The organism is Dehalobacter sp. (assembly GCA_023667845.1).
GTDB lineage: Bacteria > Bacillota > Desulfitobacteriia > Desulfitobacteriales > Syntrophobotulaceae > Dehalobacter.
Map to the genome: position 1 here is coordinate 1 of JAMPIU010000148.1, position 17,167 is coordinate 17,167.

Below are 17,167 nucleotides of genomic sequence, written 5' to 3' on the forward strand. Positions count from 1 at the left end.
TGCTTGAAGTCAAGTGGGAAGCCGAGCAGGCTGAAAAGAGCGGGTACGATCACTTCATGCTCAAGGAAATACACGAGCAGCCCAAGGCCCTGCGCGACACCTTCAGCGGGCGTATAGCCGCCGACAACTCCAGGGTGATCCTGGACGAAGTGAAAATCACCCCGGAAGAAATCAGGGGTCTCAAGAAAATATTTATTACCGCCTGCGGCACCGCCTATCACGCCGGGTTCGTGGGCAAATACGTCATTGAAAAACTGGTCCGGCTGCCGGTGGAAGTCGATATCGCCTCGGAGTTTCGCTACCGCCAGCCGATTATTGAGCCGGGCACAATGGTGATCATTATCAGCCAGTCCGGTGAAACCGCGGATACACTGGCCGCGCTGAGAGAAGCCAAGCGGCAGGGGGCCCATGTCATTGCCGTGACCAACGTGGTGGGCAGCTCCGTTTCCCGGGAAGCCGACGACGTGATCTATACCTGGGCGGGACCGGAGATCGCCGTAGCTTCAACCAAGGCCTACACCACCCAGCTGGCGTCCATGTACCTGATAGCCCTGCACCTGGCCACCGTGCGCGGAACCATTGCCCCGGGAGAACTGGGCGAGATCCTGGCGGAGATGAAACAGCTGGAGGCCAAGGCCCAGCTGCTTGTGGACAATTCAGTGGAGATCATTGATTTTGCCGAGGAAATTTCCTCGTCCAAAAACCTTTTCTATATCGGGCGCGGCCTGGACTATGCCGTGGCCATGGAAGGCTCCCTCAAGCTGAAGGAAATTTCCTACATCCACGCCGAGGCCTACGCGGCCGGGGAACTAAAGCACGGCACCCTTGCCCTCATCGAAGACAATGTCCCGGTGGTGGCCCTGTGCACGCAGAAGGACCTGTACGATAAAACAGCCAGCAACATCCAGGAGGTCAACGCCCGGGGCGCCTCGGTACTGGCCCTGGCCATGGAGGGCTTCAGGGAAGTGGAGAAAGTGTCCGACAAGACCATCTACATTCCACAGACCCACCCGCTCCTGGCCCCGATTCTGACGGTGATCCCGCTACAGCTGCTGGCCTACCATACCGCGGTGGCAAGAGGCTGCGATGTGGATAAGCCGAGAAATTTGGCGAAATCAGTTACAGTGGAATAGCGACTAACCGAAATAAAGCATTATGTGTGGGTTTAAAAAATAAAACGTAATTTTAAAATAAAAAATGTTTATTTAAAAAAATAAATGTATTTACATCCGGCACCTTCTGTCATACAATGGAAATATAGACAGGGGGTGCCATATTTTATGGCCAAGCGGCAGCGCGGTATGTCTAAAAGAAAAATTGAAAGGTGGCTGAAGGAAGGCCGCGGACAGGGCATTGGGGTAGATTATAAGCCATGGCTATCTGTTCAAGATGTGCCTTCGGCTGGCAGATCGCACCGTGAAATTGGTATAAAAGTTCCAAGACAGTATACTTTTTTTTCTGATCTTGAAAACCGCTACTTCCACATGCTTGAGTATTCAGCAAGCGTAATAGACATAAGAGAGCAATACCCGCTCCTACCCATTGAGGAAACAATTTTTATCGCTGACGATTTGGGCATTAAGCATCCGACTGACCCTTCTACCGGTGAAAACGTTGTCATGATAACGACTTTCTTAATAACTATCGCTGGAAACGGTCAAACTCAACTACTGGCACGGACTATGAAGAGTTCTTCAGAGTTGGATTCTGCGCGAAGGATTGAAAAGCTGGAAATAGAGCGCAGGTACTGGGAAAAACAAGGTGTTGACTGGGGTATCGTTACGGAATACGAGGTAAATCGCACATTTGCTGACAATATGAAAGCAATTCGCAATTATTATGATTTGAAAATCTGCGGCTTATTTGAAGGAATATCGGCCCGCCAAATACAGGGGTATTTATCAAAGCTATTAGACGAACTCTGCGGTGAGTCAGCTATTGTAAGAAATATATGCTATAAATTTGATGAGAAAAATGGCCTTGAAGCAGGGAGTTCACTGGCGTTATACAAACATCTTGTCGTTACGCGACAGTTGGATGTGGATATTATTAACAAGCCCCTAGAGCTGGCCAAGCCTGAAATAATTAGACCCTTTGAACATGAGACCCTACAGACTGGGGTTGACACATTATGAATGGAATAATAGTCAATAAAGTGATTAGAAGAATAAAGGCCACTTCAGAAGGGGTAGACGAACTTCTACGCATTATCTGGATCAGCCAAGATGGTCGATTCGCCCAGTATGTTTCATTAGCCATAGATGTGGCGATGCCGCACCCGATCAAAATTTCAGATATTCAATCCGCATTTGAGAACGGATTTATGTCTGACGGGGATGATCCTTTTGCCCGTGTTATTGATGAAAGTGAAATTCCTGATAGCTATAGAGCGATACGTGAACGCAAATGGCAAATTGCTTCATATGTATGGGAAAAGAATACAGAGCGTGCTTTGCTAAAGAAGGAGCGCCCCAAACTATTTGAAGAAGCGGCGAATATTTTTAATGTTCATCCGATGGATGTAAGGCGGACAATGTCCCGTTTTTGGCAGAGAGGCATGGTTCCCAATGCATTACTGCCTGATTTTGACAAAAGGGGGTTAAGGGGCGTACAGAAGGCAGATACAATGAAGAAGAGAGGGCGTCCCAGGGAACGGTTTGAGTACGATGCAGAAATGCCTGGTATAAACATTACTGAGGATGTAAAGGACAAGATTCGCGAGTCTATAGATATGTTTTATTTAAGTAAAAGCAAACCGACAATAAAGGATACGTATAATCGTATGCTTTCTCGCTATTTTTCAGATATAAGCTACAAGAATGGAGAGAAACAGCCTATCATCTGGGAATCAGATCGGATACCTTCCTATCATCAGTTTTATTATTGGTTCAAACAATTTACAAATACCAAAGATAATATTATAAAACGGGAAGGTGAGCGTGTATTTGCACTGAAATATCGTGAACTACTTGGCGATACAACCGCTGAGGCTTTCGGACCGGGATTCAAATATCAGATTGACGCCACAATTGCCGATGTATATCTGGTCAGTAAAGTAAGCCCTAAATACATTATCGGCCGTCCTGTATTGTATTTGATTATAGATGTGTTTTCGCGAATGGTAGTAGGCATGTATGTTGGTATTGAGGGACCGTCATGGGTTGGAGCGATGATGGCATTCGACAATGTTGTGGCAGACAAGGTGGAGTTTTGTAAGCAGTATGATATTAAAATAAGACCTGAAGATTGGCCGTCGAGCCTTTTGCCGGAAAGGTTACTGGCCGACCGGGGGGAATTTGAGGGCATTTGCCCTGAGTCAATAATAAAAAATCTTGGCATCACAATTGAAAATACACCGCCTTATAGGGGTGATTTGAAGGGTATAGTGGAACGACATTTCCGTACCACTAATGAAAGGATAAAACGGCGTTTACCAGGAGCGGTGAGAAAAGCGGTCAAAGAGCGTGGCGAGGCTGACTACAGGTTGGATGCACAACTCAACATAGAAGACTTTACAAAGGTAATGATTCATGAGGTAATAAGGCACAATACCAGCGTAATGGAACAGTATTCCAAGTCAATGCTTGAGATTAGTGACAATGTCCGTTCAGTGCCTGTTGAAATATGGCAATGGGGTATTGTAAACCGCAGGTGTGGTTTTGTAGCTCGTGATCGTGATTTTGTAAGACTGTCATTGATGCCGAGGGAAAAAGCGGCGATCACGCGTGAAGGTATTAAATTTCATGGGATTTACTATAGCTGTGACATGGCTATCAGGGAAGGATGGTTTATTAATCCTCAAAGGACATCTGTACAAGTAGCCTATGACCCGAGGCGGCTTGATAATATTTATATTCCAGATGATACAGGCAGGGGCTATACGAAATGCTTTCCTGTGGCCAATTCCAAGAAATTTGGGAGTATATCTTATGATGATTATGTCATGCTGCAGAAATATCTTGAAGAAGAAAAGGTTTCTCTAAAAGCAAGCAAGACGCAGCGTGAAATTGATACTGACAGTGAAATACAGAAAATCGTTCGTCAAGCCAAGAAGAGAGCAGAAACCGGTGAGCAGGGCAACATGAGCAAGACTGAAAGGCTGCGAAATATTCGAAGTAACAGGGCGGTTGAGCGAGATTTACGCCATGATGAAGAAAGCTTTGAATTGGGAGCAGAACAGGCAGGGAAAAAGGACGATAACAGGCAACAGACTAAAAAGAATGAAATTGTAGCTTTTTCAGAGGAGAAGAAGAAAAAAACACAAAGTGACTATGAAGATGAAATCCTCGATTTGTTAAAACGTAAAGGGGATGAAAAGATTGGTGGGAAAAAATAGTATTCTATCGGATTATTATGTACTCGTGGGAGACAAGGTTTCTAAACCGGAATACAATAAGCAGTTCCTAACAGAGTATAATGGGAATCCGCTGATAGAGGCCCTTCCACCGATCTTCAGCAAGAATGATGTCCTCATAGAACATATAAAGTATCCGGAAGTACCTGAGCATATAGACCAGGTTCCTGCTGAAATCAGGTATCAGATGCTTCAACGAATCAAGGAATTTTATCTGCCGCCCGTTGAATTTGTAGATATTGAACGCCGGCTATCATCGTTGCTTAGAATGGGATATACTGCACGCAACCCAGTTAAAAATAAAGAGTTTATAAATGTGTTGCAGGAAATCAATGAAGTAAAAGTGCTTCCAGATGAAGAAAAGATTGCTCGACTGGCCAAATTGCAGGCGCCAAACAGAACTTCGGCTTCCAGTTTCAGCGTAATCGGAGTGTCAGGAATAGGCAAGACTACTGCTATAGAAAAAATTCTATTGATGTACCCACAGGTAATTTATCATTCCAGTTACAACGGGGAACCATTTACACGCACACAGCTTGTATGGTTGAAAATGGACTGCCCGTATGATGGCTCGCTGAAAACACTCTGCCGCAGTTTCTTTTCAGCAGTAGATAATGTGCTTGGCACTACAAATTACTTTCAGAAGTACGGCAATCCAAGAAATTCAACAGCATTAATGATGGTGCACATGGCTTATGTAGCTGCTCTGCATAGCATCGGTATTTTCATTATTGACGAGATTCAACATTTGCTGGCGCCAAAAGTTAACTCAGAAGAAATGCTTAATTTCTTTGTAACATTGGTTAACACAATAGGTGTGCCGGTATTCTATATTGGCACGTATAAGGCTATGAAGATATTAAACAGGGATTTTCGCCAGGCTCGCCGTGTCGGTACGGAAGGCGTGCTTATGTGGGATAGGATGAAAAGAGATAAAAAATGGAGTGCGTTTATTCAAACGATTTGGAAGTTCCAGTATTTAAATGAATATACAGAACTAACCGACAGCCTTGATAATACCATGTATGATTTATCTCAGGGTATAACATCAGTGGCAGTATCTATCTTTATGATTGCGCAGAAGAGAGCGATAGAACGTGAAGAATGTATCACTGAAGGATTGCTGCACGGTGTTTATAACAACGAGCTTGCCATGATCAAGCCGATGCTCAATGCTCTTAGAAATAATAACATCCGTGATCTTGCAAAATATGAGGATCTTGTTGTTAATATCGACGAGTTGATGTTTAATAGGCCGCAAGAAAATGAAATGCAGGATGTTATTACGGCTCTTGCTGCTCATAAACGGGCACAGCAGAAAATGAGCCAACCACAGACCGGGCCGGAACTTACTGAAATAGTTACAGGCAAAAATAAAAAAGTTGTACGGTTAAAAGCGTTTACAAAGGATGATTTGCGTAAATTACACAGTAAAGCAATAGAAATGAAAGTAAATGCCTATATGGTATTAAAAGAGGCGGGGTATATCAAGGATCCGTTGAGAGAGCTGGTGGATTGAGCCAATGCTTGATTTTTTTACAGATCCTTACGAGGATGAAATATTATACAGTACTGTAGCGAGGTATCACTATTATTCCGGCAATGTTTCCATGCGCGAGACTTTGATACAAGTATTTGGCGACCGTAATGCGCTGCCGAGTATAGCTGTGCCATGCAGGCTTGAATACTTAGCCAGTCAACTTGTGAATGAGATTTACACGCCGGAATACTGGATTAGGATGCATACCATACTGCCGTATTACCTGCCTCTTATGGATAAGAAGCGGAAAGAACAGGTGTTGGAGGAGGTTAATGGCAACGAAGGAAAGGGACTTTTTACCCTTATCGGTATGGCGGCAGGAGGCATCTGCAGAAAATCAGGGCTGTATTATTGTCCGCAATGTGCGGTTGAGGATATGAAACGGTACGGGGAAGCTTATTTTCACAGACCTCACCAACTGGAGGGAGTATTTGTATGTGACAGGCATGGCTGTAACCTTAAGGAGTACTCGGTGGCAAAAGATAAGGTCAGCCGGATTCAGTTTATTAGGTTTGATTTAAAGAATGTCGGTTTGGATAAATTAGATGACAATCCAGAGAACCAGTATAAAAATAAAGATGACAAGCATTTAGCGCTCAAACTACATGATGTTGCAAAGGCGGCAAGATACATTATTGATCGTGTTGATTTTTCAGAGTTTGACAATGCCAAGGTACACGGGAACATTACGGCGTGGCTGGATAGCAAAGGATATCTTACGAGAAAAGGACATGTCAGGCAGAGAGATTTTTGTAATGACTTGCATAACTTTTATGGTGAAAATTTTCTTGATATGCTGGAATGTAGGTTTGAGCCAAACAAGGACTATGCATGGCCATGTGAAGCAGTTAGGCGTCCCGGCAAGTCCATTCATCCAGTGAGGTATATCCTGATAGCGCTTTTCCTGTGTGGAAGTGTAGAGGGCCTTTTCTGCTCCATAAACAGGCAAATGACAAAATCAGAGGATGCAGCTAGTAGCCGAGAGGCCGATGCCAAGAGAAAATGCAAAGTATATGATATGGATTGGGGAAAACGCCTTGTTGAAGTTATAAAGTCAGGCGGCAGTCTCAGAGGGATAGCGCGTGAAATGAATTGCGATCCAAAGACGGTTATAAAACATGCACAGGCTCTTGGAGTTTCGCACCTTTTGAATTCAAGCATGAAAGTCTATATGCCGAAAGGTAAGCAAGCAGGAGTAGACTATAGTGTCGATGCCGATGATATACGTAAATATGTAAAAGAAAATCAGGGTTGTACAAGGAATGAAGTGCGAAAGCATCTGTATCGCCAATATATGAGGCTTTATAAACACCAGCCTGAATTGCTTTACTCAATATTGCCTGAAAAGGTTAAGCAACTACCTGGAGGGACACTAAAAGTTGACTGGAGTGTGCGGGATGTTGAAATACTTGAAAGAGCGAAAATGGCGTGTTCACGCTTGCTGTTTATGCCGGAACCGGTCCGTATCAGTTCCTCACGGCTAATGAAGGAAATCGGATATTCATCACTTCGTTTTTATATGGATAAGCTGCCGATGACAAAGCAGTATATTGAGAATGTTGTTGAGAGTGTTGAGGATTTCCAGCTTCGAAGGGTTGATTCTGTATGCCGTAAGTTGTATGACGAAAAGGGTATATTTGAAAGATGGGAAGTTATGCGGATAGCTGGTCTGAGAAAAACTGTTTCAAACAGAGTTGTGGCCAGGATAGAAGAAAATATTAAAAACATAAGGGAAGACGTGGGGACGGTGTTATTCGATGACGGATAACCGAAAAAGCGCTATAATTGTTTATTTTCCCATTCAATAGTCAACTACCCAGTTATAAGTTATTTTATGCTATTCCTGATTCCCTAGCTAGGGTTCTTTTTATTGCTCATTTTTTAATTCAACTTACCAGAAGTGATATTCTGTGTAGTGTATTTATTTTATTTAAAATAGGACATGTTGTCACCTAAATAATATTTTACTGTAACTCCCCATTCGTGATACAAATGATTAGAAATACTTAATACGCAGCCCATAGGTGTGTTATAGCTTAGGGCATGATGATAGTAGGTTATTGTTGACGCAGGATTTTACGGATTTAAAGTCGAAAATAGCAACTATGAGTAAAACGACTGCAGCTTACAAGCACTATATAAACCTTATATAGTGAAAACATCAATTCCAAATTAATAGGAGAGCTCTTTTATTTTACAAATTATAGGCACAGCCTTTGCCCAAACTAATAAATTTTTATAAATAGGAGGGGCTATGATTAAATACGGTGATTTATTTCAGTTAAATCCCATTGAAACGATTATCAAACTTACGCATGCTGACGAACAATCGGAAGCGAAACGCTTGGTATCATCGTTCGTGGTTACGCCTTCCCTTGCTAAAAGTTTCATTGATGTAATTCTGCCTCAATTGACTTTTTCTAAAGATCATGAAAAAAAAGGCATTTTCGTGGTGGGCAATTATGGCACTGGCAAAAGCCATGTGATGAGCTTCGTATCAATTTTGGCTGAAAACGCTGGGTTATTAGACCACGTCATGGACCCCGATATTCGGAATGAGTTCGTTGCAATAGCAGGCAAATACATAGTGCGCCGTACGGAAATAGGCGGAAGCCAGATGAACCTGTATGGAATCGTAACGCACGAATTGTCTATGGTAGCAAAGCAGTTAGGGTTCTCATTCGAGTGGCAACCGTTGGGACAAATAGTAAATGTCAAGGAGGAATTCCGACGCTTTATGCAGGCTTTTGAAGACTATCATCCGACAAAGGGTCTGCTACTAGTAATCGATGAACTCCTCCACTATCTTGAGACACGTGATGATCAAGCACTTCAATTGGATTTGTCTGTTTTGCGTGCCATTGGCGAATTTTGCGACGAATCGCGCTTTGTTTTTATAGCTGGTTTGCAGCAGGCTCTCTTTAACAATCCGAGGTTCAGTTTCGTTGCCAAGAGTGTAAATCGGGTAAAGCAGCGGTTCGAAGACCTCCTAATCGTCGACCGGAATGTGTTCGAACTAGCCGAACAGTACTTGTTCCGAAAGACTGGACAACAACGGGACCAAATCCGCGACCTACTAAAGTCACAATTCCGGCTGTTCGAAAAGGTTGCACCGGACATCGAACGTTTTATATCCGTATTTCCAGCACACCCGAACTTCATTGATGAGTTTCAGAGGGTTCACGTTGTTGAACGCCGTGAGATTCTTACCACTCTAACAAGGGAGGCCCGCGTTTTATTGGATACCGAGGTTGATCCTGCCAACCTTATTTTGATCACGACTGATAAATACTGGCCATATGTCGAAAACGACGAAAGCCTCAACACGAACCAAACGGTCAAAACCCTTAAAAAGCATGTTGCGACGATCTGTCACCGCATTGAGGATGGCTTCGGCCTAAAAGAGGACAAAAAGGCAGCCGTCCGCCTCATAAACGCGCTGGCGGTCAACAGGATGACTACCGCTAATCCAACCGATCCCGTGGGACTTACTTCTATCGAATTAAAAAACAATCTCTTATGGCGTACATCCATCCCAATAGACGATGCTGAATTTTTGACTGGTGCCGCCAAAAGGCTTCTAGAACTTACACGTTCTGTTAATAACGGCCAGTTTTTGGCTGTGGCAGAAAATTCCGGCCAGTACTACATTGATCCGTCCCGCGACAAGGACTATGAGCAGGACATCCGAAATTATTCCAAAACGCTATCTCGTGAAGTGTTGCAACGTTATTTAAACGAAATTGTGTTACGTACGCTGTTGCTTGACGCTGTAGCGCCCGTACAGGAAGGCCGATTATGGGACTACGCTCTGTTGTGGCCTGATAACAATGTGGAACGTCCCGGATGGCTATTCTTTGGGTTTCCTAACCAACGTTCCACAGCTTATCCTCCTCGCGACTTTTATATCTTCTTCATCCCGTCCAAACGCATCACGGGACGTGAAGATAACTGCCCTGATAACGTTGACGAAGTATATTGCTTCCTTGAAGACTTCCCGGCAGCGAAAATAGACCGTGATGAGGCTTTGCGATTGTCAGATGATGCTCAGGACACTTACCTTGACAAACTTGCCTATTATGCAGCAGCACGCGAACTACAAAGTAACTCCGCCGGTTTGGACAGACAGGGTTACGAGCAGGAAGCCAAGCGAAAACTGGAACGCATTGTAGAGGAATTCCATTCGCATGTCGGGCAGTGGATAAGTCTTCGCTTTAATGGCCAAAAACGGACGCTTGAACAATGGATCACCGAGCAGGCACCAGCTCGCCTTAATGCCCCGTTACGTAGCCAGATCGACGCGCTGACTCAGGGGTTATTACGAGCACATTTTGAAAACAAATACCCGGACTACCCGATATTTACCGAGCGGATTTATGAAAATACAAGAAGCGCTGCCGCGATTTCTGCAATAGAAATCATCTGCGGAGTCGGTCAGAAGACAGCACAAGGCAAAAGCGTCCTGCGTGCTTTGGCTTTAATGGATGGTGACCTTCTTACTGCGGAAAAATCCCCTTGGCTCAAGTTAATTATGGAGCGGTTGGAGGGATTACCGCCCGGCCAAGTCCTTAACCAGAGTGACCTTTTTGAAAAACGCGAGGAACGTATCTGGCTTGTTGGCACCTGTCTTGAGGCTGAATGGGTGCATGTTACAATTGCGGCAGGTATTGAGGCGGGATTTTTGGTGGTTATCGGTCCTAACAACCAAAAATATGACGCGACCGTGTTGAAGATGTTCTACCAGAATATACGGACCTGGCAGGATATTATCCGGATAGCGCGTCCGGCAAGCGTACCGATCCAAACATGGCATAAGCTGTTTAAGGTTCTGGGCTGTAATGTTGGTCTACTAGCCAATCCTGCTAGTTATGCTGAAGCCATACAAGTGTTTCAGACACGCCTAACCGAAATTATTCCGCGACTAGTTGAATTATCAGCCAAATTGCCGCAAACTTTGCAGCTTGCCAGCGAACCTGCAAGGCAATCCATCACGAATTTTACAGCCAGACTCGAGGACAGTAAGAATAAATTCGAGCCGCTACAGTCTTTTAATTCACGTGCAAAAATGGTTAATCTTCGCCTTGATGATAATGAGATCGCAACTCTTCGCCAAGCGACAGAAGACCTGACAACTGCTGAACAGCTTAATGACTTCATCACAGAGCAAAGACCATACCTTTCAGCGATTGAACGTTATAAACAAATCCATGCAAGCGATGAAACGTTTGTTTCAACTTTGATGAACATGGAAATGCAACTGAACGATGTTTATTGTCAGCCCGATCGCCTAAAGGATCAAAACGAAAAAGATCAGCTTACATTGTCAATTCGCAACTCGACTAACAAGGCGTTTGCACTATATCGCCATCTGCACAAGCAGCACTCTCTGGATACAAACGGGGACCAGAGGAAAAGGCGTCTACTCGAAGGACCACAACTAAAACGGCTTAACAAGCTAGTTAACATATCCGTGATCAACCGGGCCGGACTAGATAGTCTGCGTCAGGATCTGGCTGTTCTAGGTCGTCATCATGCCTGCACTGACGAAGAACTATTATCCAGCCCAACCGGCTTATGCCCAACGACCAAATTCGATCCAAGAATATTAATTTCGGATATTCCTGCGCTGGAACGTCTGACATGCTGCGAGGCTCAAGCCGTGAATCTCGAAAATGAATGGACGGCTCAACTACTTCGCGAACTTGAGGACCCCGCTGTGCAGAACAGCCTGTTGCTTGTATATGGAGAGGAGGTTCAGCGCATATCCGACTTTCGTGCCGCAAAAAGACTGCCAGACACCGTCGACGACATCTTTATCAACGCGATCAACACAGTATTAAGGGGGCTGCGACGACGCACTGTTAGTAGTAAGAATTTCGCCGAATCTGTGCTTGGTGGAGCACCACTCCGACCTGAAGAAGTACGTAAACGTTTCGATAAATGGCTAGAAAGCCAGATCGGACAAGAAAAACCGGAAACGGTCCGAATCGTTCTGGAGGATTAATAATGGCGAAAGACAGGCAAACGAAACTTTGGATCGAAGAGATTCAGCAAAAGAAAGTCACAAAGGTATCAGTCGAAGAGCAGGCGAATAAAGACGTTTATCGCAAGCGATTTGTACAAGCCCTGCATGACCCAGTTTTCCGTAAAACTGAAGGTTTTCCATTCGGTGCCGACGAAGCGTTCCTGGACTTGAGTGCTCTACCAGACTATGCAGCATGCTCTAATCCATTCGTTGCGGAGTGGCTTGCAGAACACGCAACGCCTTATAATTCCCAGACAGATAATTATTTACGCGAACCCTTCGCCGCCGATGTGAGTGAGGGAAAAAATAATCCAATTTATAACGCACAATCGTATCACACGAAAGTTCCTCACAAGGCTATTATGAGATACATCCTTCACTATACTAATCCCGGTGATGTGGTGTTCGACGGATTCTGCGGCACTGGGATGACCGGGGTGGCCGCCTCGTTGTGTGGTGACAAGGAGACGGTTGAATCACTAGGATACAGAGTAGATACAGATGGTACCATCCTGCACACTACATTAGATAATGCGGGAAAAAAGACTTGGACGCCTTTCTCCCATCTTGGCTCGCGGAAGGTTTTGTTGAATGATTTGTCGCCAGCGGCGACGTTTATTGCCCAAAACTACAACCATCCGGCCAATCCTCTTGTTTTTGAACGGGAAGTCTTTCGTATATTGGACGAAGTTGAAACAGAATATGGCTGGATGTATCGTACAATCCACACAGCTCCCAGAGGAATATCTGAAACTGATTTAAAAGCGGTCGTCCTCAATGGAGGTCCGGTTCCAGAGGGTGTGGTTCTCGGAACAGTGCAATATATAGTCTGGTCGGACGTGTTCGTCTGCCCTAATTGTTCTAAAGAACTTATTTACTGGGATGTAGCAATTGATAAACAGAACGGTAAAGTGCTTGAATTGTTTTCTTGCCCGTCATGTAATTCTCAATTATCAAAAGGAGCAGTGCTTTCAGATTCACTAGATAAAGAATATAAAAGGTATACATCCTCAAAAAAAGCATCTCCTGCGGAGCGAGCTTACACTACTTCTTATGATCGATATCTTTCTTGCCATGTTCGTCACGCAAAACAAGCACCAGTGCTAATCAACTATGCTATTGGAAATAAGCGTTTCGAAAAACGTCCTGATACATTTGATTTGTTGTTGATTGAAAAAATTGAGAAAATAGAAAATCCATATTGGTTTCCTTTTCTACGCATGCCTGAAGGTGATGAGGCTCGCAGAAATGATGAAATTGGTATGACTCATGTTCATCATTATTTCACGAAGCGAAATCAATTAGTTCTATCAGCCTTGATGCATAAGTCAAACCGCAAATCACTATTTGTAATTCTGAGTATTTTAAATCGTGCATCGCGGCAGCACCAGATTGCAATATCACGAATTGGTGGGGTTAAAAAAAGGGACGGTGGTGCAACGGCAGGTCACCGTAGAGGAACTTTATATGTTCCCTCGAATCAAGTTGAATTTTCAGTAATACAATTGTTTCGGGAAAGAATTCGATTAATTAATAAAACTTTGAAGCTTTTGTCTAAAGCAAAGACTAGTAGTGTATCAATTATTTCAACAGAAAGTACAACTTCCCTAAGTAGCATTCCGGATAATTCTATAGACTACATATTTATAGATCCTCCTTTCGGATATAATCTTATGTATTCAGAGCTTAATTTTATTTTCGAATCCTTTTTGCAGGTTTTTACGAATTCCAAAAATGAAGCCATTATAAATAAGACTCAAAAGAAAGGCCTAAAACAATATGAAATATTGATTACAGATTGTATGCAACGCTTATTTCAGATTCTTAAGCCTGGCAGATGGATGACTGTTGAATTCCACAATACGAAGAATAGTATATGGGACGCGATTCAAAAGTCGTTATTAATAGCAGGATTTATAATTAGTGAGGTTCGGACTTTAGATAAAAAGAATAAAACCCACACCCAAAGGACCAGCAAGGGTGCGGCCAACCATGATTTAGTAATATCTGCTTATAAACCACATTCAGATTTTGTTAAACTCTTTGAGTCATTAAAAGGAAGGCCCGAAGGAGTTTTCGAGTTTTTGGTTCATTATCTTTCAATCTTGCCAGTCGTTCCGCTTACGGCTGATGGTTGTATAGAAAGTATTGCAGAGCGAACCCGGGATGTACTCTTCGAACGGATGGTAGCATACCATCTCGTTCGTAACGTACGTATTCCCCTATCATCATCTGAGTTTTATCAATTACTTGATGAGCAGTTCGTATGCCGGGACGATATGTATTTTCTGCCGGACCAAGCCGTTCGTTACGATGTTGTACGCGTCAGAACCGAAGTTGAACAAATACCCTTGTTTATCAGAAACGAACGTAGTGCGGTACAGTGGGTTCGGACCGAGCTTGAGGCTAAGCCACAGACTCTGGGAGAACTGACACCGAAATTCATGCAAGCTATGGTGGCTGAATGGGATAAAATGGAAGAACGCGTGGAGTTGATCAAACTACTTAAGGAATACTTTGTCCGTGATTCCGACGAACGCTGGAGGGTGCCGGATCCTAATAGAGCGAAGGATATGGATGCAATACGGCGTAAGACTCTGCTAAAAATTTTCGAAGACTACGCCAAAGGCAAGAGCAAAATGAAAGTTTTTCGCCGAGAGGCGGTGCTTGAAGGATTTCGTGAATGCTGGGAGACAAAGCAATATAGTGTTATTGTAGCAGTCTGTGAACGTCTACCGGCATCGGTTTTGCAAGAAAGCCCTGACATCAAACAGTTTTATGAGATTGCGCGTGACCGAGTGCCTCAGCAAACGGTAAAAAACACGCAGATTTTTCTGTGGGAGGTATAATGTTTTTGCGACAATTATGGTGTGTACGAACCCGCGGATGGGTCCACGTCAAGTCAATAGGGCACATATTTGATCGTCCAGTGGCGATCGTATGGTCCGAGGATACGGGACAACGCCTGACTGTCGCTACTGACGAGCTTTTGCCTGAGCCTCCCGAACGGGTTAGAACTTTACGCGAGTTGCTGGTGACGTCACATATATGGAGATCCTTCCAAGAGCAAAGTTATATCTCTCCACTTCTTAGCCGTGTATTAGCTCTACCTCATCAATTCCGAACATTGCGGCGGTCTATGGAACGATATCCCATCCGAATTTTACTCGCGGACGAGGTCGGACTCGGCAAGACTATAGAGGCTGGTCTTGTGTTGAAACAGTTGATCTGGCAAGATGAGGTCAAACGGATACTCATTCTCACACCGAAAAGTTTATTAATACAATGGGTGGCAGAGATGGATACCCGGTTTGGTGAGAAATTCGAAATTGTTGCACCACCGAGATGGGAGTCGATGGATTGGCTACTCAACAATCCCTGGCGTCAATTGGACCGTGTCGTCGTTTCCTTTGATAGCGTCAAGCCGAAAAATACCAATTACAATACCGACAAAAAAATGATTCTTAAGCGTAACCGCGAAAGATTCGAAGCGTTGGTAGCAGCCGGCTGGGATTTGGTAATTATCGATGAATGCCATCGCATAGCTGGCGCAAAAGACGACGTTGCTCGGTACGAGCTTGCAAAAGCTTTAGCAAAAACAGTCCCGCATATGCTCCTGTTATCTGCGACGCCGCACAGCGGCCGTAGTGACGCATTCCAAAGACTTATACGTCTGCTTATGCCACCGGAATACACTGGAACAATTACCAAAAGCATAGTTCGTTCCTACTTGATCCGGACGGATAAACGGTCCGCAACAGACGAAACCGGACGTCCATTGTTCATGCCGCGTTCAACTACGCTACTTAAGATTCCATTCGGTCAGGATGATACTTTACAGGCGGAACTATTCCAGGAGGTATCCGAATATGTGGTTTCCGGCTATAATCGAGCATGGAGACGTAATAGAAATCAGCTACTGCTAATCTTAATCCAGCGGTTGATGAGTAGCTCTACTAGGGCAGTGAGACAGTTCCTTGAAAAACGATTGAGGCGACTAACCGACCAAAAAGAAAACGTAAGTCAACCAATCGAGATTGAATCGGATATTACTAATATGGAAGAAATGGAGCAACTGGCACTTATAGCACCGGAGCTGAACCGCCAGGAGGCGGAAGATGTCAGACGCCTGTTGGAGCTTGCTGCACGCACGGAAGCGTCCCGGCCGGATGTCCGTGCCTCAGCGCTTTACACTTATATGCTTAACCTGGCTCGCGAAGAAAATAACGCTGGAGTCAAATTTTTGGTCTTCACCGAGTTTAGGGCCACTCAGGATATGCTGGTCGATTTTCTGCGGGCACGTGGTTATGAAGTGACAATTCTCAATGGGGGTATGGGTTTGCCTGAAAGGCAAGCGGTTCAGCGGTCGTTTGCTGATAATGCACAGGTATTAATCGCGACCGATGCTGGCGGTGAAGGACTTAATTTGCAGTTTGCGCATATTGTCTTTAATTATGATCTACCATGGAACCCAATGCGTGTGGAACAAAGGATCGGTCGAATTGATCGCATTGGACAGACTAATCCAGTACGTGCATTTAATCTTGCCTTGGAAAACAGTGTAGAAGCTAGACTTTACGATGTCTGGATGGAAAAGTTGGCAATAATACTTCGTGAATTCGGTGTCGATAAAACCGGCGATGTTTTGGATTCGCACGAAGCTGGCTCCCGTTTTGAAGATTTGGCTCGTACAGCATTGATCCACCCGGATCGATTTGAGTTTGAATCCGAACGCCTACTGGCTGAAATCCGTAAACAGGCTCGTGAAGCTGTGGAAAATCGGAAGATTTACGATGAGGCGGTCGAAACTATAGACCGTCCACCGAAAAGACCCATAGGCTGGCTTTGGGATAACGCTGACGATATAGAACAAACTTCATTATCCGATTTACTGCTAAGGCGAATGAAAGCTTTGCGTGCGGATTATGCGGAGGGAACTCCTAGTCCTCGCTGGCACATTAAGAATATGGGATTTTCTCTAACAGGGTGGTTTTCGTTGTGGCAGGTGGGATTCTCTGGAGGAGACTGGCAATGGCAGAGGTTTTTCTCCGTCTGCATTTCGGATGATGGGCGTAGTTTCCCCACCGCGGGTAGGCTAATATGGGACGCATTGGGTTCCGGGATGGGAATCGATGAACTCGGAGATGCTATTGTATCTCCACCGGATGCTTTACGGCAGATGGCGGAAAGCGAGGGTAAACAGATATTCTATGCTTTACTGGCCGAAGAAGGAAAGAACCGTGAACGA

At 44.5% G+C, this 17,167-nt stretch carries 8 protein-coding genes; all 8 read left to right on the forward strand.

From position 1 onward, the window contains the following. Positions 1-1,133: glutamine--fructose-6-phosphate transaminase (isomerizing) (gene glmS, locus NC238_13675; protein ID MCM1566956.1), on the forward strand; the 1,133-nt coding region annotated here is incomplete at its 5' end. A gap of 168 nt (positions 1,134-1,301) precedes the next feature. Then, positions 1,302-2,135, forward strand: coding sequence for a TnsA endonuclease N-terminal domain-containing protein (locus NC238_13680; protein ID MCM1566957.1), 834 nt, complete (start codon positions 1,302-1,304; stop codon positions 2,133-2,135). Then, positions 2,132-4,336 (forward strand): Mu transposase C-terminal domain-containing protein, encoded by a 2,205-nt coding sequence (locus NC238_13685; protein MCM1566958.1) that lies wholly within the window; start codon positions 2,132-2,134, stop codon positions 4,334-4,336. The genes NC238_13680 and NC238_13685 overlap by 4 nt, the downstream gene beginning before the upstream one ends. Beyond that, entirely contained in the window at positions 4,323-5,873 is a 1,551-nt protein-coding gene (locus NC238_13690; protein MCM1566959.1) for an ATP-binding protein, read from the forward strand. Before NC238_13685 ends, NC238_13690 begins: the two co-directional genes overlap by 14 nt. Positions 5,874-5,877: 4 nt before the next feature. Further along, complete coding sequence (locus NC238_13695) at positions 5,878-7,662, forward strand: TnsD family transposase (protein ID MCM1566960.1); 1,785 nt, start codon at positions 5,878-5,880, stop codon at positions 7,660-7,662. Between the two features lie 486 nt (positions 7,663-8,148). After that, positions 8,149-11,898 (forward strand): DUF6079 family protein, encoded by a 3,750-nt coding sequence (locus tag NC238_13700; GenBank protein ID MCM1566961.1) that lies wholly within the window; start codon positions 8,149-8,151, stop codon positions 11,896-11,898. 2 nt (positions 11,899-11,900) lie between these two features. Further along, positions 11,901-14,768, forward strand: a complete 2,868-nt coding sequence (locus NC238_13705) for a site-specific DNA-methyltransferase (protein MCM1566962.1) — start codon at positions 11,901-11,903, stop codon at positions 14,766-14,768. 290 nt (positions 14,769-15,058) lie between these two features. Next, positions 15,059-17,167 (forward strand): SNF2-related protein (locus tag NC238_13710; protein MCM1566963.1); only part of this gene is annotated, 2,109 nt, incomplete at its 3' end.